Below are 19,525 nucleotides of genomic sequence, written 5' to 3' on the forward strand. Positions count from 1 at the left end.
TAGGATACACTCTGGAGTCGACTCCAGAGTCAAGGACTAAATTACAGGTATAGCGCGCGCACGATCAGGAAGTGGCCGGCAAAGTAGAACGCGGCGGCAATGGCGTTATCGGCGCGGAAGCGGCGACGATAGTGGCTCACCAGCCACACGGCATTACTCAGCAGCAGCAGGGCCGCGCCGGCGAAACCGGACAGCGCGGTGTTGGTGGGGCGGGCAAACCACAGCTCACCGGCCAGCCAGACCATCACCAGCGTCATTCCAATAAAGGTCAGCACCGGCATTTTCATCTCTTCCAGCCGACTCCAGATCACCGCCATCAGCAGGGCGCCGAATACCAGCAGCACCAGCGGCAGCGGCCAGAAGAACGACAGCGTCAGCTGGCTGGCGAACCAGATGGTATACAGCAGATGTGACAGGAAGAAAGCGCCCACCGCGTACATCACCCGCTGGCGCGGCAGCAGGGTCAGGGCGTCGCCGAGCAGCGAGGCGCACAGGCCGGCCAGCACCAGATAGCTGATGGCATTGAACATCGGCGCCTGCCAGGCCAGTAACAGCAACAGAATCAGGGTGACAGGTTTAAATACCCAACGTCGCCAGGCCGGCCCACGATAGGATGCATCGACATAAAGCCATGCGGAGAAACAGACAGCAATAAATGACCAAAGCATAGTAAGTCCCTGTATCTGTTATCATAAAGAAAGTTACGGATGCGTGATGCTACAACTCAGTGTAGTGGTTTGGCGTAGCAGATGACAATGTTATTCCCGACGCAGTATGCTGATTCCTGATATTTTTTATGGGTAACCTTGATGAGTAAAATGCCCCTCTTTTTTGTTCTGGTCGTCGCGGTGATTGTGGTGGCGGCTTCGTTTCGCTATGTCCAGCAGCGCCGTGAGAAACAGGCGAATGACGCCGCGCCGTTGCTACAAAAGCGGGTTATCGTCAGCAATAAACGGGAAAAAGTGATTAACGATCGGCGCTCGCGGCAGCAGACGGTGACGCCCGCAGGCAGTGAGATGCGCTATGAAGCGAGCTTTCGCCCCGAAAACGGTGGGCTGGAGGTGGTGTTTCGCCTCGACGCGCCGCAATATCATGCGCTGAGCGTGGGCGATCGCGGGATGTTGAGTTATAAGGGCACAGCGTTCGTGGCGTTTACTCCCGATCCCTGAGCCCTTTTCAGGACTACTTTTTCAGCGTCGCCTTCAGTTTTTTCTGCCAGGCGACGAGCTCAAACACGCCGAAGATAAAAATGCGGATTTGCTCAAAGCGGCTCAGCGGCGGCGCCTCTTTCGGCTGCGTCGCCTTGAGCAGCGTCAACTGCAGCCCGTGCATCAGGATCATGAAAATCAGCGCGACGTTGACGAAGATATTCAGCGGCTTCGGGAAGGGCTGAAACAGGTTCAATAACAGAAAGGCCCAGACGCACAGCATCAGCAGGCGGCCTAAATTAATCAGCATGGTGCTCTCCTTGGGCCTCACGTTGGTAAAGACGGTAGGCGACCTGTCCGGCCACTTTTTCACGATACAGCTGCCAGTTAGCGGGCACCGGCGGTAAACCGTTTTCGACTTCGCTTTCGACATACACCAGGGCCTCATCGGCCAGCCAGCCTTGTGTCTCCAGCAGACGTAGCGTCTCCTCCAGCAGCCCCTGACGGAACGGCGGGTCGACGAACACGATCTGGTGCGGTGTCCCCGGCTGGCTCAGGAAGCTGAGGGTGTTGGTGGTGATCACCTTGCCGCGATCCGCTTTCAGGGTGGCGAGATTTTTTTGCAACTGCTGGGCTACGCCGCGCTCCATCTCCAGTAGCGTGGTGCTGGCCGCATAGCGGGACAGCGCCTCCAGCCCCAGCGCGCCGCTGCCGGCAAAGCAGTCGAGGCAGTGCGCGTCAACGATGGACGGCGCCAGCCAGTTAAAAAGGGTTTCGCGAACCCGGTCGGTGGTCGGCCGCAGGCCCGGGCTCTCCGGCACCGGTAATTTACGGCCGCGCCATTGCCCACCGATAATGCGGATCTGGCCGCTGCCCGCGTGGTTTGGTTTTTTCATCTCTCTGCTCAAGTCTCAACTTCCGGCCTGCTATTCTAGCGATCGACGGCGGTTGACGAAACCTTAATCCGGGGGCGGTGCTGCGAGTTAAGTTAAGTGATAGACTATCCGACTAATTTCATCATTTTTTCAGCTTCTGATGAAGCTGCGCCATGAATAAAACAGCGAGGAGTGTGGTCGCAAATGGCAAAAGAGAAAAAACGTGGCTTCTTTTCCTGGCTGGGCTTTGGACAGAAAGAACAGGCACAGGAAACCGAGACTGAACAAAAAGTAGAAGAACAACAAGCAGTTGCCGATGAGACGCCGGTAGCGGAAACCCCTGCTGAGCCGAGCGCGCCGAAAGCAGACCCGGAGGCGTTTGCCGAAGATGTCGTCGAAGTGACCGAGACGGTGGTCGAAAGCGAAAAAGCGCACCTCGCGGAGCCTGCCAGCGTGCAGGAAGAAGAGGGGGTGGAAACGCCTGCTCTGACCGGAGACGCGCCTGTTGTTGAACCGGAGCCCGCGGTCAGCGAACCGCCTGAACAGCCTGCGGTGGTTGAGCCGCTGGCGGAAGAGGTGATCGCCGAACCGGTGGTGGCGGAAGCCGTAGCAGAGCAGCCTGTGGCAGACGTTATCGCCGAGCCGCAGGAGACGGATGTCCCTGAAGAGGACGCCCCGTTAAGCGATGAAGAGCTGGAAGCACTGGCGCTGGCGGCCGAGGCGGCCGAAGAGGCGGCGGTCGTGGTGCCGGAGCCCGAGGACGAGGCGCCGGTGGAAGCGCTGGCTCAGGAGCAGGAAAAACCGACGAAAGAAGGCTTTTTCGCCCGCCTCAAGCGTAGCCTTCTGAAAACCAAAGAAAATCTTGGTTCCGGATTTATCAGCCTGTTCCGCGGCAAGAAGATCGACGATGATCTATTTGAAGAGCTGGAAGAGCAACTGCTGATCGCCGACGTCGGGGTGGAAACCACTCGCAAGATCATTACCAACCTGACGGAAGGCGCCAGCCGTAAGCAACTGCGCGATGCGGAAGCGCTGTACGGCCTGCTGAAAGAAGAGATGGGCGAGATTCTCGCCAAAGTGGATGAGCCGCTGAACGTAGAAGGCAAAACGCCATTTGTTATTTTGATGGTCGGCGTAAACGGGGTGGGGAAAACCACCACCATCGGCAAGCTGGCGCGTCAGTTTGAGCAGCAGGGTAAATCGGTGATGCTGGCGGCGGGGGATACCTTCCGCGCGGCGGCGGTGGAACAGCTGCAGGTCTGGGGTCAGCGTAACAATATCCCGGTGATCGCCCAGCATACCGGCGCGGACTCCGCCTCGGTGATTTTCGACGCCATTCAGGCGGCGAAGGCGCGCCATGTTGACGTACTGATTGCCGACACCGCCGGGCGTCTGCAGAATAAATCGCACCTGATGGAAGAGCTGAAGAAGATTGTCCGGGTGATGAAAAAACTGGACGTCGACGCGCCGCATGAGGTGATGTTAACTATTGACGCCAGCACCGGGCAGAATGCCATTAGCCAGGCCAAACTGTTCCATGAGGCGGTAGGATTGACCGGGATCACCCTGACCAAGCTGGACGGCACCGCCAAAGGCGGCGTGATCTTCTCGGTGGCCGATCAGTTCGGCATTCCGATTCGCTATATTGGCGTCGGCGAGCGTATTGAGGATCTGCGTCCGTTTAATGCGGGCGACTTTATTGAGGCACTTTTTGCCCGAGAGGATTAAGAATGATTCGCTTTGAACAAGTCAGCAAAGCCTATCTCGGTGGGAGACAAGCGCTGCAGGGGGTGACCTTCCACCTGCAGCCGGGCGAGATGGCGTTTCTGACCGGCCATTCCGGCGCAGGGAAGAGTACCCTGCTGAAGCTTATCTGTGGTATCGAACGGCCCAGCGCCGGGAAAATTTTCTTCAGCGGTCATGAAATCAGCCGCCTGAAGAGCCGTGAGGTGCCGTTCCTGCGCCGCCAGATCGGCATGATTTTCCAGGACCACCATTTGCTGATGGATCGTACCGTGTATGACAACGTGGCGATCCCGCTGATTATCGCCGGCGCCAGCGGCGATGACATTCGTCGCCGCGTCTCGGCGGCGCTGGACAAGGTCGGCCTGCTGGACAAAGCGAAGAACTTTCCGATTCAGCTCTCCGGCGGTGAGCAGCAGCGCGTCGGTATAGCCCGCGCGGTGGTCAACAAGCCGGCGGTGCTGCTGGCGGATGAACCGACCGGTAACCTCGACGAGGCGCTCTCGGAGGGGATTTTACGTCTGTTTGAAGAGTTTAACCGCGTTGGGGTGACGGTACTGATGGCGACGCACGATCTGGGGCTTATCTCCAGTCGTCCGTACCGCGTGCTGTCGCTCAGCGACGGCCATCTGCATGGAGGCATTCGGGGTGAATAAGCGCGACGCAATGAACCAGATTCGCCAGTTCGGCAGTAAGTTCGATCGCCTGCGCAACGCGGCGGGCGGCAGCGGCGGCGGGCGCAATGCGCCAAAACGGCCGAAAGCGGCGCCTAACCCGGCCTCGCGTAAGAGTAACGTGTTCAACGAACAGGTGCGCTATGCCTGGCACGGCGCGTTGCAGGATCTCAAAAGCACGCCGCTGGCGACCTTCCTGACGGTGATGGTCATCGCCATTTCGTTGACCCTGCCAAGCGTCTGCTACATGGTCTACAAAAACGTCAGCAGCGCGGCGTCACAGTATTATCCATCGCCGCAGATCACCGTTTATCTGGAAAAAACGCTGGATGACGACGCCGCGGCGCGGGTGGTGGGCCAGCTGCAGGCGGAGCAGGGCGTCGACAAGGTAAACTATTTGTCCCGTGACGAGGCGCTGGGTGAATTCCGTAACTGGTCAGGCTTTGGCGGCGCACTGGATATGCTGGAAGAGAACCCGCTGCCAGCGGTCGCCATCGTGGTGCCGAAGCTGGATTTCCAGAGCACGGAAGCGCTCAATACCCTGCGCGAGCGGGTATCGCGGATCCAGGGGGTGGATGAGGTGCGGATGGACGACAGCTGGTTTGCCCGTCTCTCCTCGCTTACCGGGCTGGTAGGCCGCGTGTCGGCGATGATCGGCGTGCTGATGGTGGCGGCGGTGTTCCTGGTGATCGGCAACAGCGTGCGCCTGAGCATCTTTGCCCGCCGCGATACCATTAACGTGCAGAAGCTGATCGGCGCCACCGACGGCTTTATCCTGCGTCCGTTCCTCTACGGCGGAGCGATGCTGGGCTTCTCCGGCGCGTTTTTATCGCTGATCCTGTCGGAGATTCTGGTGATGCGCCTCTCGTCGGCAGTGACCGAAGTGGCGAAAGTGTTCGGCACCCAGTTTGAGCTGAGCGGCCTGGGCTTCGACGAGTGCCTGTTGATGCTGATTGTCTGCTCGATGATCGGGTGGGTCGCCGCCTGGCTGGCGACAGTGCAACATTTACGTCACTTTACTCCCGATTAAAAAAAGCGTGATATAATCTTTCCCTGCTGCAATGAGTTCCTGTTCGCAGGGAAAGATACCGCAAGCTTGTTCTCCTTTTCCTGCCCTCACTTGTTCATCGTGGTGTCACATTTTGTGCGTAATTTATTCACACCGTTGCATGGAACTTGTGGATAAAATCACTGTCTGATACTAATGTGAGTGATATTCTCGTTGCTCATGAATGCTGGCATGCTTGTTGCCTGATGGGGACAAGAACGCGTCAGAAGATATCAATTGAGAGGATTTGAATGACCAAAGAAATGCAAACTTTAGCTTTAGCCCCCGTTGGTAACCTGGAATCGTACATCCGGGCCGCTAACACTTGGCCGATGCTGTCGGCTGATGAAGAGCGGGAGCTTGCTGAAAAGCTGCATTACCAGGGCGATCTGGAAGCAGCGAAAAAGCTGATTCTGTCTCACCTGCGCTTTGTTGTTCACATTGCTCGTAACTACTCGGGCTATGGCCTGCCGCAGGCGGATCTGATCCAGGAAGGCAATATCGGCCTGATGAAAGCCGTGCGTCGCTTCAACCCGGAAGTGGGTGTGCGCCTGGTCTCCTTCGCCGTGCACTGGATTAAAGCCGAAATTCACGAATACGTGCTGCGTAACTGGCGTATTGTGAAGGTCGCTACCACCAAAGCACAGCGTAAGCTGTTCTTTAACCTGCGTAAAACCAAACAGCGTCTGGGTTGGTTCAACCAGGATGAAGTGGAAATGGTGGCCCGTGAGCTGGGAGTGTCGAGCAAAGACGTCCGCGAGATGGAATCCCGCATGGCGGCCCAGGACATGACCTTCGACATGTCTTCCGACGATGAGTCCGACAGCCAGCCGATGGCGCCGGTCCTGTATCTGCAGGACAAAACGTCTAACTTTGCCGACGGCATCGAAGACGACAACTGGGAAGAGCAGGCGGCGAATAAGCTGACTGACGCGATGCAGGGCCTGGACGAGCGTAGCCAGGACATCATCCGCGCCCGCTGGCTGGACGAAGACAACAAGTCCACGCTTCAGGAACTGGCCGACCGCTACGGCGTCTCCGCAGAGCGTGTGCGTCAGCTGGAAAAGAACGCCATGAAAAAACTGCGTGCCGCTATCGAAGCCTGATACGCCACGCCTGCCTGATACCTGATATCAGGCTCCCCGATAACGCCCCGCCTCAGGTTGGGGCGTTTTGTTTTTCTGCGTCCTCCCGGGGCAGGAGCATCTGCGGGCAGTGCGTCTGCAGGCAGCCGAGTAAGATGCTGAACGCCGGCGCCATCTGCTCTTCGGGCTGGCTGGCGAATCCCATCAGTAATCCTTTCTTCCGCGCCGCCGTCAGGTAGTAGCGCGACAGTGGCCGCACCAGAATGTGGCGCGCATTAGCCTCTTTGGCAATCGCCACATCGTCAGCCTCTGCGGGCAAATTGAGGATCAAATGCAGCCCGGCATTATCGCTGAAGTCAGACAGGGCGTACGGCATACAGTGCCGCTGGATAAGCTCAGTTAAAAAGGCGCGGCGACGGCTGTAGAGCAACCGCATACGGCGGATATGGGCCGAATAGTGGCCGGCGGTAATAAACTCCGCCAGCGCCATCTGGATCAGCGAATGGCCGCCGCGGTAAAGCTCGGCATGGGCGTGCTTCAGATCGCTGACCAGCGGACGGGGGAGCACCACGTAGCCCAGGCGCAGGCCGGGATAGAGCGTTTTGCTGAAGGTGCCGATATAGACCACCGGGGCATCGGGGACCAGACCCTGCAGGGCGGGGATCGGCTGGCCGGAAAAGCGAAACTCACTGTCATAATCATCTTCGACGATCCAGCTCCCCTGCTGACGGGCGAGCGCCAGCAGTCGCTGGCGGCGCTCAAGGCTCATCACCGCGCCCAGCGGGTACTGGTGGGAAGGCGTAACGAAGATGAGCCTCGGCGCGTCGTCAACCGTTTCCGGCGGGCACAGGCCGTTGGCATCGACGGTCAGGGGTTCCACCCGAACGTCGTTCATCGCCAGCACGTGGCGGATCCCCCAATAGGAAGGCTCCTCCACCCACGCCAGATCGCCGTTATCACACAGCATGCGGGTGACCAGATCGATCGCCTGGTGGATCCCCTCGGTGATAAGAATTTGATCTGCCTGACAGTGGACGCCGCGCGACACGCGCAGATAATCCACCAGCGCCTGCTGCAGTTCCGGGGTGCCACCGTTGCAGCTATAGCTGAGCCGCTCCGGCTTGGGCCGACGGCTGATACGGGCCTGGATCTTACTGAACAGCGGGTGGGGAAAGGCGTTAACGTCCGGCACGCCGGGTATAAACGCCCCCCACTGGCGCGGGCTGGCGCTGACCTGGCCGAGCAGATGTTGGCCTCGGCGTGAAAGATGCACCGTCGGTGCCGCGATACTGCTGTTTTCTTGCTGACCTTTAGCCGTCAATGAGCTCTCAGGGGCGGTTTTGGCAACGAATGTTCCACTTCCCCGGCGGGAAACCACATATCCTTCCGCCAGTAATTGTTCATAAGTTGTTAATATGGTGTTTCTTGATACGCCGAGTTCACCCGCCAGATCGCGCGACGGCGGCAGGCGGCTTTGCGGCGCCAGCGAACCATCGAGGATCGCGCGGCGCAGCGCGTTATATAAGCGTTTGTGCAGAAGAGGATCCCGCTCTTCCTGCAGACGGACCAGCACCAGGTCACCCACCAGCGAACGCAATTGGATCCCTCAGATATTCTAAATTGGTACTCGATTATAGGGCCAACTCCTGTGTAAATAAACGACATCGTTTCTAATTTGTTGCGATAACGTGACATACACGACAGGAGATTCGCAGGTGAAAAGCTCAGAACTGAATCAACGTCGCCAGCAGGCGACGCCGCGCGGCGTAGGCGTAATGTGTAACTACTTTGTCGAGAAGGCGGAAAACGCCACGCTGTGGGATATCGAAGGTAATGAGGTGATCGATTTCGCCGCCGGGATCGCCGTGTTAAATACCGGTCACCGTCATCCGAAAGTGGTCGCCGCGGTCGCCGATCAGCTGCAGGCGTTCACCCACACCGCCTATCAGATTGTGCCGTACGAAAGCTATGTTTCGCTGGCGGAGCGTATCAACGATCTGGCGCCAATTGACGGGCCGGCAAAAACGGCTTTCTTCACCACCGGCGCGGAAGCGGTTGAGAACGCAGTGAAAATTGCCCGCGCTTACACCGGCCGCCCTGGACTAATTACTTTCGGCGGCGGCTTCCACGGCCGTACCTTTATGACCATGGCCCTCACCGGTAAGGTCGCGCCCTACAAAATCGGCTTCGGGCCCTTCCCGGGCTCGGTGTATCACGGTGTCTACCCGAATGCGGCGCACGGCGTGACCACCGCGGATGCGCTGAAAAGCCTGGAGCGCATTTTCAAAGCGGATATTGCGCCGGACCAGGTAGCGGCCATCATCCTCGAGCCGATCCAGGGGGAAGGCGGCTTTAACGTCGCGCCGGCCGATTTTATGCAGGCGCTGCGCGATCTGTGCGATACCCACGGTATTCTGCTGATCGCTGATGAAGTGCAGACCGGTTTCGCCCGCACCGGCAAGCTGTTCGCTATGCAGCACTATCAGGTGAAACCGGATCTGATGACGATGGCGAAAAGCCTCGCCGGCGGTTTCCCGCTGTCGGGCGTTGTCGGTCGCGCCGAGGTGATGGATGCGCCAGCCCCAGGCGGGCTGGGCGGAACCTATGCCGGTAACCCGCTGGCGGTGGCCGCGGCGCACGCGGTGCTGGATGTCATTGCCGAAGAGCAGCTGTGTCAACGGGCTGAACAGCTGGGTAGCCATCTGCAGGAGGTGCTCAACCAGGCGCGCGCCACCTGCCCGGCGATCGTTGATGTCCGTGGCCGGGGGTCGATGGTGGCGGTGGAGTTTAACGATCCGCAAACTGGCGAGCCGTCGCCGGAGTTCACCCGCCAGGTGCAACAGAAAGCGCAGGAAAACGGCCTGCTGCTGCTGAGCTGTGGCGTCTACGGCAACGTGATCCGCTTCCTGTATCCGTTGACTATCCCCGACGCCCAGTTCTCGAAAGCGCTGGATATTCTGGCGCGCATCCTGAAGAGCTAACGTCTCCCCGGCGGGCTGCGGCGGCACGGAAGCCGAACAGAAACAGGACGCCGCAGCCAGCTGTTCATGCTCAGCGTGAGTGGTTTATCACCCTGATATCACCTTTTTTCCGGCGGTAAAAACCGCCGGAGTAAAACGGAAAGTATTATGTCTGAAAACTCCACCTTTTCTCCCGTCCTCACCGGCCGGGAACGTACGGCTGTCCCTACAAAATCTCTGAGCTTCATCGAAGGGGTATCGATGATTGTCGGTACCAATATCGGTGCGGGTGTCCTCTCTATCGCCTATGCGTCGAGCAAAGCGGGCTTCTTACCGCTGCTGTTCTGGCTGGTGCTGGTGGGCAGCCTGACGACGGTGACTATGCTCTATGTCGCGGAATCCACGCTCCGCACCCGTAAACATCTGCAGCTCAGCGGTTTATCGAAGCGCTACGTCGGCGGCTTTGGCGCGCTGATGATGTTCCTCTCCGTTTGCGTCAACAGCGTCGGCGCATTGACGGCTTATATGACCGGCAGCGGCAAGCTGCTGCACTCGTTGTTTGGCATCTCGCCGGCGCTGGGCAGCGTGCTGTTTTTCGTCCCGGCGGCAGGGGTGCTCTACCTGGGCCTGAAGGCGATTGGCCGCGGCGAGAAATTTATCAGCATCGGTATGGTGGTGATGATCTCGGTGCTGGTGATTGCCACGCTGTTGAAAGAGACCACCCGCGTGGGCTATCTGCTCGACGGCAACTGGCTGTATATGGTTCCGGTCTTCAATGTCGTGGCATTCTGCTTCTCGGCACAGTATATCGTGCCGGAGATGGCGCGGGGCTTCGCCGACAAACCGGAAAAATTGCCCAGGGCCATTATGGTCGGTATGGCTTTGACCTTTGCCCTGCTGGCGCTGGTGCCGCTATCGGTTATCTCGCTTAATGGCCTGGACAATATCTCGGATGTGGCCACCATCTCCTGGGGCCGGGCGCTTGGCGAATGGGCGTTCTTCTCGGCCAACCTGTTTGCGCTGTGCGCCATGCTGACCTCTTACTGGGGGCTGGGCGGCAGCTTTCTGACCAATATCTTCGATCAGTTCCGCCTGGGGAATGACGAACAGCCCGCCCGGCGCCTGATGGTGCTGCTGGTGGTGGCGATCCCGCCGTTCGTGCTGGCCTATAGCGGCATGGTTTCTTTCGTCAACGCGCTCTATTTTGCCGGAGTGTTCAGCGGCGTCATTTTATCAATTATGCCGATCCTGATGCTGAAGGGCGCCCGCCAGCGTGGCGATCTGACCCCTGGCTGGACCTGTCCGGCCTGGATGACCCATCCGCTTATCCAATGCTTCATTGTGTTGTTGTATCTTTGCAGCGCCGTCTACGCGATAGCGTCCGCGGTAGGCTACCTGCCCGCTGGCTGGTAATCAGGGCCTGTTTTGCACCGCGTCCGGTTCATGCTGGCGCGGTTTTTTTATTTGTCACTTATCTGTTACATAGCCCGCAATTTAGTCGTTTCAAATTCCTCAGAATGACGGTATGTTTAGCATAGTGTGCTGCAAAAGCGCGAGCAGCCCCCGGTGGATTAGCTATCATATGCTTTTCCTATCGATATAAACAAAATAATGCGCTAAAAAACAACATCACAACAAATGCAAAAACCATAATAATGGGGAGCCTCAGGATGAATATGAAGGGTAAAGCGTTACTGGCAGGATGTATTGCCTTAGTTATGAGCAGCGCGGCGCTGGCGGAAGATATCAAAATCGCGGTCGTCGGGGCGATGTCCGGCCCGGTGGCTCAGTACGGCGACCAGGAGTTTACCGGTGCCGAGCAGGCGGTAGCGGATATCAACGCTAAGGGCGGCATCAAGGGCAATAAGCTGCAGATCGTCAAATATGATGACGCTTGCGACCCGAAACAGGCGGTAGCGGTCGCCAACAAAGTGGTCAACGACGGTATCAAATACGTTATCGGCCATCTGTGCTCCTCTTCCACTCAGCCGGCGTCTGACATCTATGAAGACGAAGGCATTCTGATGATCACGCCGGCAGCGACTGCCCCGGAGCTGACCGCGCGCGGCTATAAGCTGATCCTGCGCACCACCGGCCTGGACTCCGATCAGGGACCCACCGCAGCGAAATACATTCTCGACAAAGTGAAGCCGCAGCGTATCGCTGTGGTACATGATAAACAGCAGTACGGTGAAGGTTTGGCCCGTGCGGTGCAGGATGGCCTGAAAAAAGGCGGGGCGAACGTGGTCTTCTTCGACGGCATCACCGCCGGTGAGAAAGATTTCTCCACCCTGGTGGCGCGCCTGAAGAAAGAGAATATCGATTTCGTTTACTACGGTGGCTACCACCCGGAAATGGGCCAGATCCTGCGTCAGGCCCGTGCTGCCGGTCTGAAAACCCAGTTTATGGGCCCGGAAGGCGTAGCGAACGTCTCCCTGTCTAACATCGCCGGCGAGTCGGCGGAAGGCCTGCTGGTGACCAAGCCGAAGAACTACGACCAGGTGCCGGCGAACAAACCGATCGTGGATGCGATCAAGGCGAAGAAACAGGATCCGAGCGGCGCCTTCGTGTGGACCACCTACGCGGCGCTGCAGTCGCTGCAGGCGGGCCTGAATCAGTCTGACGATCCGGCGGAAATCGCTAAATACCTGAAAGGCGCGACGGTAGACACCGTGATGGGCCCGCTGTCGTGGGATCAGAAAGGCGACCTGAAAGGCTTCGAGTTCGGGGTCTTTACCTGGCATGCTAACGGTACGGCGACCGACGCCAAATAATTTAACCGGCGCCTTTCACGCTGCAAATGCGTTGTCTGCGGCCCTCAACCCCGGTCACTTACTGATGTAAGCTCCCGGGGATTTCGGGTCTTGACGCCTTTTTGCAACGCGAAATGCTGGGTTAAATGGGTGGGGGGCGCCTTTCCCGCTGCCGATGCGTTGTCTGCGGCCCTCAACCCCGGTCACTTACTGATGTAAGCTCCCGGGGATTTCGGGTCTTGACGCCTTTTTGCAACGCGAAATGCTGGGTTAAATGGGGGGCGCCTTTCACGCTGCAAATGCGTTGTCTGCGGCCCTCAACCACGGTCACTTACTGAGTAAGCTCCCGGGAATTTCGGGTCTTGACGCCTTTTTGCAACGCGAAATGCTGGGTTAAATGGGGGGCGCCTTTCACGCTGCAAATGCGTTGTCTGCGGCCCTCAACCCCGGTCACTTACTGATGTAAGCTCCCGGGGATTTCGGGTCTTGACGCCTTTTTGCAACGCGAAATGCTGGGTTAAATGGGTGGGGGGCCTTTCACGCCGCAGATGCGTTGTCTGCACCCCGGTCGTGCTGCGCTTACCGGGGCTACAGTCGCCAGGTAGCCCGGCTAAGCGAAGCGCCGCCGGGTTCTTCCTTGGTCATGCTCCGCATATTGGGGCTACGGCTTAATGCTTTTCCCAACCGGTCTGCTGGGCGCTAAAGCCGAGCGCCTGCATAAATGCGGCCATCACGCCGCGGTCCTCCACCCCTTGGTCGGCGACGCGCCAGCTATTGATGGCCGGGTTATCACGCAACGTCTCTTCCACTAAGTATTGCCCGACGCCGCGGCGGCGGGTCACTTCACGCACGCACAGATCGCTGAGCTCGGCTTCGACGCCGCGCAGGGTGACGCGCACGGCGCCCAGCAGGCGTTCGTTAAAGCGGGCGGCGTAGAGACGATGATTCTCGTCCAGGGTTAGGGTCGACAGATCCTGCGACGGCCAGATTTTCCCCAGGTCGATGCGATCCTGATCGCTGAAGTGCTGTAAACGGATAATGGTCAGTTTCATGGGCGGCAAATCCAGTGCAAAACAGAGGCGCCAGTGTACCCAAAATTGCTGTCTGGCGGAGCGCTGTTTTTTGCGCATACATCAGGGGATTCGTTTTCCGGATGTAGTCAGGGTAGCGCAATCCGTCATGGATCGAAAAATAAGCAGAATTTTAACCTAATGTGCAGCGTTTTATTCCGCCTTATGTATCGTTATTTTATGCTGCAGGATGGACTTTTTTTTGTTTATCTTCACCAAAATACAGAATATTATCTTTGCTTAATCGACTGAAAAATAGAGATTTTAATCTGTTTTTTAGTGAAAAGCTGCGCTAAACCATTAAACTCAATGGTAAAAATGGCGTTGTTTAATAAAAGCACAGAATGCTTTTTAACCATAAAAATACAAAACATTTACACCACATCACGAACGGGGTTCTGCAGCATGAAAAGGAACGCGAAAACCATCGTCGCGGGCATTGTCGCATTAGCGATGTCGCACGCGGCGATGGCCAAGGATATTAAGGTCGCCGTGGTCGGCGCGATGTCGGGTCCGGTGGCCCAGTGGGGCGACATGGAGTTCAATGGCGCGCGTCAGGCGATTAAAGACATCAACGCCAGCGGCGGTATTAAGGGTGACAAGCTGGTGGCCGTCGAATATGACGACGCCTGCGATCCGAAGCAAGCGGTCGCGGTGGCCAACAAAATCGTCAACGACGGCATTCAGTACGTTATCGGCCACCTCTGCTCCTCTTCCACCCAGCCGGCTTCCGACATCTATGAGGATGAAGGCATCCTGATGATCTCCCCCGGGGCGACCAATCCGGAGCTGACCCAGCGCGGTTATCAGTACATCATGCGTACCGCCGGCCTCGACTCCTCGCAGGGGCCGACTGCGGCGAAATATATCGTCGAGAAAGTGAAACCGCAGCGTATCGCCATCATTCATGACAAGCAGCAGTACGGCGAAGGGCTGGCGCGTTCGGTGCAGGACAACCTGAAGAAAGCCGGGGCCAATATCGTCTTCTTCGACGGCATCACCGCGGGGGAAAAAGATTTCTCCGCCCTGCTGGCGCGCCTGAAGAAAGAGAACATTGACTTCGTCTACTACGGCGGCTACTACCCGGAAATGGGCCAGATGCTGCGCCAGGCGCGCTCCGTCGGGCTGAAAACCGTGTTTATGGGGCCGGAAGGGGTCGGCAACGCCTCGCTGTCCAATATCGCGGGCGCCGCGGCGGAAGGCATGCTGGTGACAATGCCAAAACGCTACGATCAGGACCCTGCCAATAGCGCCATCGTCAACGCGCTGAAAGCGGAGAAGAAAGATCCGAGCGGGCCGTACGTCTGGATCACCTATGCCGCCGTTCAGTCGCTGGCGCAGGCGATGGACAGAACCGGCAGCCAGCAGCCGCTGGATTTAATCAAAGATTTGAAAGCGCACGGGGCGAAAACCGTGATTGGGCCGCTGACCTGGGATGAAAAAGGCGATCTGAAGGGATTTGAGTTTGGTGTCTTCCAGTGGCACGCCGACGGCTCTTCGAGCGCGGCGAAATAAGCGCTGAAGACGAGTTATCCCTCCGCCCGCGAACCGCGGGCGGTTTGAAAAAGGTTACCTTATGTCCGAGCAGTTTCTCTATTTTCTGCAGCAGATGTTTAACGGCGTCACGCTGGGCAGTACCTACGCGCTGATCGCCATCGGCTACACGATGGTGTACGGCATTATTGGCATGATCAACTTCGCCCACGGCGAGGTCTACATGATTGGCAGCTATGTCTCCTTCATGATCATCGCCGCGCTGATGATGATGGGCATCGACACCAGCTGGTTGCTGGTCGCCGCCGGATTCGTGGGCGCCATTGTGATTGCCAGCGCCTACGGCTGGAGTATCGAGCGCGTTGCCTATCGGCCGGTGCGTAACTCTAAGCGTCTGATTGCGCTGATCTCCGCTATCGGGATGTCTATCTTCCTGCAGAACTACGTCAGCCTGACCCAGGGGTCGCGCGACGTGGCGCTGCCAAGCCTGTTTAACGGCCAGTGGATCGTCGGCCACAGCGACAGCTTCTCCGCGACGATCACCACCATGCAACTGGTGATCTGGGTGGTGACCTTTATCGCCATGCTGGCCCTGACGCTGTTTATTCGCTACTCGCGGATGGGGCGCGCCTGCCGCGCCTGTGCCGAAGACCTGAAAATGGCCAGCCTGCTCGGGATTAACACCGACCGCGTCATCGCCCTGACTTTTGTCATCGGCGCAGCGATGGCGGCGGTGGCGGGCGTGCTGCTCGGCCAGTTCTACGGCGTGATTAACCCCTATATCGGCTTTATGGCCGGGATGAAGGCCTTCACCGCCGCCGTGCTCGGCGGTATCGGCAGTATTCCTGGCGCAATGATCGGCGGCTTGATCCTGGGTATTGCCGAGGCGCTCTCTTCTGCCTATCTCAGCACTGAATATAAGGACGTCGTTTCCTTCGCGCTGCTGATTCTGGTGCTGTTAGTGATGCCGACCGGCATTCTGGGCCGCCCGGAGGTGGAAAAAGTATGAAACCGATGCAAATTGCAATGGCGCTGCTGTCTGCCGTGATGTTCTTCATTCTGGCGGGCGTCTTTATGGGCGTGCAGCTGGAGCTGGACGGCACCAAGCTGGTGGTCGATACCGCCGCCGATATTCGCTGGCAGTGGATCTTTATCGGCACCGCGGTGGTCTTTTTCTTCCAGCTGCTGCGGCCGCTGTTCCAGAAAGCGGTTAAGAACGTCTCCGGGCCGAAGTTTATTATGCCGGCGATTGACGGCTCAACGGTGAAGCAGAAGCTGTTCCTGATAGCCCTGCTGGTGATCGCCGTGGCCTGGCCGTTTATGGTGTCGCGCGGCACGGTGGATATCGCCACCCTGACGATGATCTATATCATCCTCGGCCTCGGGCTGAACGTGGTGGTCGGCCTTTCCGGCCTGCTGGTGCTGGGCTACGGCGGGTTCTACGCCATCGGCGCGTATACCTTCGCGCTGCTGAACCACTATTACGGTCTCGGCTTCTGGACCTGTCTGCCGCTGGCTGGCCTGGTCTCCGCGGCGGCCGGCTTCCTGCTGGGCTTCCCGGTGCTGCGTCTGCGCGGCGACTATCTGGCGATTGTGACCTTAGGCTTCGGTGAAATTGTGCGTATTCTGCTGCTCAACAATACCGAGATCACCGGCGGGCCGAACGGCATCAGCCAGATCCCGAAACCGACTTTCTTCGGCCTTGAATTTAGCCGTACCGCCCGCGAAGGCGGCTGGGATACCTTCAGCAACTTCTTCGGCGTCAAATACGATCCCTCCGATCGGGTGATTTTCCTCTACCTGGTGGCGCTGCTGCTGGTCGTGCTCAGCCTGTTCGTCATCAACCGCCTGCTGCGAATGCCGCTGGGGCGGGCGTGGGAAGCGCTGCGTGAAGATGAGATCGCCTGTCGTTCGCTGGGCCTGAGCCCGACGCGCATCAAGCTGACCGCCTTTACCATCAGCGCCGCGTTTGCTGGCTTCGCCGGGACGCTGTTCGCTGCGCGCCAGGGCTTTGTCAGCCCGGAGTCCTTCACCTTCGCTGAGTCGGCCTTCGTACTGGCGATCGTGGTGCTGGGCGGGATGGGCTCGCAGTTCGCGGTGATCCTCGCGGCTATTCTGCTGGTGGTCTCGCGCGAGCTGATGCGTGACTTCAACGAATACAGCATGTTAATGCTCGGCGGCCTGATGGTGCTGATGATGATCTGGCGTCCGCAGGGGCTTCTGCCAATGACGCGCGTGCAGTTGAAGCTGAAAAACGGTCAGGCGAAAGGAGAGCAGGCATGAGTCAGCCATTATTATCCGTCAGCGGCCTGATGATGCGTTTCGGCGGCCTGCTGGCCGTCAACAATGTGTCGCTGGAGCTCAGAGAGCGCGAGATTGTCTCGCTGATCGGCCCCAACGGCGCCGGGAAGACCACCGTCTTTAACTGCCTGACCGGTTTCTACAAGCCCACTGGCGGCACCATTATGCTGCGCGACCAGCACCTGGAAGGGCTGCCGGGTCAGCAGATTGCGCGGATGGGGGTGGTGCGAACCTTCCAGCACGTGCGTCTGTTCCGCGAAATGACGGTGATTGAAAACCTGCTGGTGGCGCAACATCAGCAGCTGAAAACCGGGCTCTTCTCCGGCCTGCTGAAAACGCCGGCCTTCCGTCGGGCGCAGAGCGAAGCGCTGGACCGGGCCGCCACCTGGCTGGAGCGTATCGGCCTGCTGGAGCACGCCAACCGCCAGGCCAGCAACCTGGCCTACGGCGACCAGCGCCGGCTGGAGATTGCCCGCTGCATGGTGACCCAGCCGGAAATTCTTATGCTTGATGAACCGGCGGCGGGGCTGAACCCGAAAGAGACCAAAGAGCTGGACGAGCTTATCGCCGAGCTGCGTAACCATCACAACACCACCATTCTGCTTATCGAACACGATATGAAGCTGGTGATGGGCATTTCCGATCGCATCTACGTCGTGAACCAGGGGACGCCGCTGGCCAACGGGACGCCGGAAGAGATTCGTAATAACCCGGACGTGATCCGCGCATACCTTGGTGAGGCATAAGATGGAAAACGCGATGTTAACTTTTGACAATGTCAGCGCCCACTACGGCAAGATTCAGGCGCTGCACAACGTCAGCCTGCATATCAAACAGGGTGAAATCGTCACGCTGATCGGCGCCAACGGCGCGGGGAAAACCACCCTGCTCGGCACGCTGTGTGGCGATCCGCGCGCTTCCAGCGGGCGCATTGTCTTTGACGGTAAGGATATTACCGACTGGCAGACGGCGAAAATCATGCGTGAAGCGGTGGCGATCGTCCCGGAAGGGCGGCGCGTCTTTTCGCGTATGACGGTGGAAGAGAACCTGGCGATGGGCGGTTTCTTTGCCGACCGCGATCAGTTCCAGACCCGCATCAAATGGGTGTATGAGCTGTTCCCGCGTCTGCATGAACGCCGTATTCAGCGCGCCGGCACTATGTCCGGCGGCGAGCAGCAGATGCTGGCGATCGGTCGCGCTCTGATGAGCCAGCCGCGCCTGCTGCTGCTTGATGAGCCCTCATTAGGGCTGGCGCCGATTATCATTCAGCAGATTTTCGACACCATCGAGCAGCTGCGCGAGCAGGGGATGACGATCTTCCTGGTTGAGCAGAACGCCAACCAGGCGCTAAAGCTGGCCGACCGCGGCTACGTGCTGGAGAACGGCCACGTGGTGCTGGAGGATACCGGCGACGCGCTGCTGGCCAACGAGGCGGTGCGCAGCGCCTATCTCGGCGGTTAATTCATCGCAACCCGGCGTCGTTCGCTTCGCCGGTTTGTAGCCCGGGCGAGGCGCTTGCGCCGACCCCGGGAGCCGATCGCACAAATACCTTTAAAAGAGCCTGATGGCTCTTTTTTGTACATGTATGTTGTACAATAAAAGAGTACAGCTTTGGAGGTATTTATGAGAACGGTTAACTATAGCGAAGCCCGACAAAATCTGGCCGATGTGCTGGAAAGCGCAGTGACAGGTGTACCTGTGACCATTACCCGTCGTGGGCATAAATCTGCGGTCATCATTAGTGCAGAAGAGTTTGAACGCTACCAGGCGGCCAGAATGGATGATGAGTTCGCGGCTATTATGGCGGTTCATGGTGATGAGATCAGGGAGCTTGCGGATAAATGACGCTGCAGATTATCTCAGCGGAAGAGATAATACAGTTTCACGACAGGCTGCTCCGCGTCACGCCTGACGTTGCCGGTATGCCCGACCCGGGGCGTGCCGAAGCGATAATGTATAGGGTGCTAAACAAAATTGAATATGAAGGTGTGACAGACGTGTGGCGACTCGCTGCGATGCACCTGCTGGCGATTTCTCGCGGCCATATTTTCAATGATGGAAATAAGCGTACGGCACTGTTTATTACCCTGCTTTTTTTAAAGCGAAATGGAATTATATTGCCGGCGAATCCAGACTTCGTCGGCATGACCGTCGAGGCGGCAGCGGGGCAACTTACCCTGGAACAGATTGTCGCGCGTTTGCGCGGATGACGGTTAAATCGTTGCAACCCGGCGGCGCTTCGCTTGGCCGGGCTACCCAAGCCGTTGTAGCCCGGGCGAGGCGCTTGCGCCGACCCCGGGAGCCGATCGCGCAAATATTATCCGTGTCTCAGCTCCCACTTTACTTCCCCCGTCCTTTCATCGGCTTGTCATCT

The 19,525-nt window shown here is 58.2% G+C and carries 20 protein-coding genes; 15 read left to right on the forward strand and 5 right to left on the reverse strand.

What is annotated here, in order from left to right; all coding sequences use genetic code 11:
- Positions 1-41: 41 nt before the first annotated feature.
- On the reverse strand, positions 42-668 hold the full coding sequence (locus tag R0140_RS01410) for a lysoplasmalogenase (protein WP_004173987.1): 627 nt from the start codon (positions 666-668) through the stop codon (positions 42-44).
- 150 nt (positions 669-818) lie between these two features.
- Between R0140_RS01410 and R0140_RS01415 the strand changes: the two genes are divergently transcribed.
- Complete coding sequence (locus R0140_RS01415; RefSeq protein WP_004173989.1) at positions 819-1,169, forward strand: DUF2500 domain-containing protein; 351 nt, start codon at positions 819-821, stop codon at positions 1,167-1,169.
- Between the two features lie 13 nt (positions 1,170-1,182).
- On the opposite strand, the gene R0140_RS01420 is transcribed toward R0140_RS01415, so the two are convergent.
- The gene (locus tag R0140_RS01420; RefSeq protein ID WP_002920822.1) at positions 1,183-1,458 is read right to left on the reverse strand and encodes a DUF1145 family protein; all 276 of its coding nucleotides are present in this window, start codon (positions 1,456-1,458) and stop codon (positions 1,183-1,185) included.
- Complete coding sequence (rsmD, locus tag R0140_RS01425) at positions 1,448-2,044, reverse strand: 16S rRNA (guanine(966)-N(2))-methyltransferase (RefSeq protein WP_002920820.1); 597 nt, start codon at positions 2,042-2,044, stop codon at positions 1,448-1,450. Before rsmD ends, R0140_RS01420 begins: the two co-directional genes overlap by 11 nt.
- A gap of 183 nt (positions 2,045-2,227) precedes the next feature.
- Between rsmD and ftsY the strand changes: the two genes are divergently transcribed.
- From ftsY to rpoH, 4 genes are all read left to right on the forward strand, one after another.
- On the forward strand, positions 2,228-3,751 hold the full coding sequence (gene ftsY, locus R0140_RS01430; RefSeq protein WP_012540382.1) for a signal recognition particle-docking protein FtsY: 1,524 nt from the start codon (positions 2,228-2,230) through the stop codon (positions 3,749-3,751).
- Positions 3,752-3,753: 2 nt separating this feature from the next.
- Positions 3,754-4,422: a cell division ATP-binding protein FtsE gene (ftsE, locus tag R0140_RS01435; RefSeq protein ID WP_008806964.1), complete on the forward strand. Its 669-nt coding sequence runs from the start codon at positions 3,754-3,756 to the stop codon at positions 4,420-4,422.
- Positions 4,415-5,470 carry a permease-like cell division protein FtsX gene (ftsX, locus tag R0140_RS01440; protein WP_008806965.1) on the forward strand — a complete coding sequence of 352 codons (1,056 nt, stop codon included), beginning with the start codon at positions 4,415-4,417 and terminating at the stop codon, positions 5,468-5,470. Before ftsE ends, ftsX begins: the two co-directional genes overlap by 8 nt.
- A 269-nt stretch (positions 5,471-5,739) precedes the next feature.
- Complete coding sequence (gene rpoH, locus R0140_RS01445) at positions 5,740-6,594, forward strand: RNA polymerase sigma factor RpoH (RefSeq protein WP_002920815.1); 855 nt, start codon at positions 5,740-5,742, stop codon at positions 6,592-6,594.
- A gap of 52 nt (positions 6,595-6,646) precedes the next feature.
- On the opposite strand, the gene R0140_RS01450 is transcribed toward rpoH, so the two are convergent.
- Entirely contained in the window at positions 6,647-8,170 is a 1,524-nt protein-coding gene (locus tag R0140_RS01450) for a MocR-like pyridoxine biosynthesis transcription factor PdxR (RefSeq protein WP_317703933.1), read from the reverse strand.
- 118 nt (positions 8,171-8,288) lie between these two features.
- Between R0140_RS01450 and R0140_RS01455 the strand changes: the two genes are divergently transcribed.
- The 3 genes from R0140_RS01455 to livJ all read left to right on the forward strand — a co-directional run bounded on the left by R0140_RS01455 (position 8,289) and on the right by livJ (position 12,307).
- Positions 8,289-9,554, forward strand: coding sequence for a 4-aminobutyrate--2-oxoglutarate transaminase (locus R0140_RS01455; RefSeq protein WP_032740291.1), 1,266 nt, complete (start codon positions 8,289-8,291; stop codon positions 9,552-9,554).
- Positions 9,555-9,701: 147 nt separating this feature from the next.
- On the forward strand, positions 9,702-10,946 hold the full coding sequence (locus R0140_RS01460; protein ID WP_008806968.1) for an aromatic amino acid transport family protein: 1,245 nt from the start codon (positions 9,702-9,704) through the stop codon (positions 10,944-10,946).
- Between the two features lie 257 nt (positions 10,947-11,203).
- Positions 11,204-12,307: a branched chain amino acid ABC transporter substrate-binding protein LivJ gene (gene livJ, locus R0140_RS01465; RefSeq protein WP_002920812.1), complete on the forward strand. Its 1,104-nt coding sequence runs from the start codon at positions 11,204-11,206 to the stop codon at positions 12,305-12,307.
- Between the two features lie 647 nt (positions 12,308-12,954).
- On the opposite strand, the gene panM is transcribed toward livJ, so the two are convergent.
- A complete protein-coding gene (gene panM / locus R0140_RS01470) occupies positions 12,955-13,338 on the reverse strand; it encodes an aspartate 1-decarboxylase autocleavage activator PanM (protein ID WP_012540387.1) in 384 nt (127 codons plus the stop codon).
- A gap of 423 nt (positions 13,339-13,761) precedes the next feature.
- Between panM and livK the strand changes: the two genes are divergently transcribed.
- From livK to R0140_RS01505, 7 genes are all read left to right on the forward strand, one after another.
- Entirely contained in the window at positions 13,762-14,871 is a 1,110-nt protein-coding gene (livK, locus tag R0140_RS01475) for a high-affinity branched-chain amino acid ABC transporter substrate-binding protein LivK (RefSeq protein ID WP_002920808.1), read from the forward strand.
- A 61-nt stretch (positions 14,872-14,932) separates the two neighbouring features.
- Positions 14,933-15,859 carry a high-affinity branched-chain amino acid ABC transporter permease LivH gene (gene livH, locus R0140_RS01480; protein WP_012540389.1) on the forward strand — a complete coding sequence of 309 codons (927 nt, stop codon included), beginning with the start codon at positions 14,933-14,935 and terminating at the stop codon, positions 15,857-15,859.
- Positions 15,856-17,133 carry a branched chain amino acid ABC transporter permease LivM gene (livM, locus tag R0140_RS01485; protein WP_008806971.1) on the forward strand — a complete coding sequence of 426 codons (1,278 nt, stop codon included), beginning with the start codon at positions 15,856-15,858 and terminating at the stop codon, positions 17,131-17,133. Before livH ends, livM begins: the two co-directional genes overlap by 4 nt.
- On the forward strand, positions 17,130-17,897 hold the full coding sequence (gene livG / locus R0140_RS01490) for a high-affinity branched-chain amino acid ABC transporter ATP-binding protein LivG (RefSeq protein ID WP_008806972.1): 768 nt from the start codon (positions 17,130-17,132) through the stop codon (positions 17,895-17,897). Before livM ends, livG begins: the two co-directional genes overlap by 4 nt.
- A 1-nt stretch (position 17,898) precedes the next feature.
- Positions 17,899-18,612 (forward strand): high-affinity branched-chain amino acid ABC transporter ATP-binding protein LivF, encoded by a 714-nt coding sequence (livF, locus tag R0140_RS01495; RefSeq protein WP_004145133.1) that lies wholly within the window; start codon positions 17,899-17,901, stop codon positions 18,610-18,612.
- A 162-nt stretch (positions 18,613-18,774) separates the two neighbouring features.
- Positions 18,775-18,996, forward strand: coding sequence for a type II toxin-antitoxin system Phd/YefM family antitoxin (locus R0140_RS01500; RefSeq protein WP_004174006.1), 222 nt, complete (start codon positions 18,775-18,777; stop codon positions 18,994-18,996).
- The gene (locus R0140_RS01505; protein ID WP_032733892.1) at positions 18,993-19,361 is read left to right on the forward strand and encodes a type II toxin-antitoxin system death-on-curing family toxin; all 369 of its coding nucleotides are present in this window, start codon (positions 18,993-18,995) and stop codon (positions 19,359-19,361) included. Before R0140_RS01500 ends, R0140_RS01505 begins: the two co-directional genes overlap by 4 nt.
- The last annotated feature ends 164 nt before the right edge of the window (positions 19,362-19,525 follow it).

The sequence above is a fragment of the Klebsiella sp. w6 genome, from assembly GCF_033100215.1.
GTDB classification, from domain to species: Bacteria; Pseudomonadota; Gammaproteobacteria; order Enterobacterales; family Enterobacteriaceae; genus Klebsiella; species Klebsiella variicola.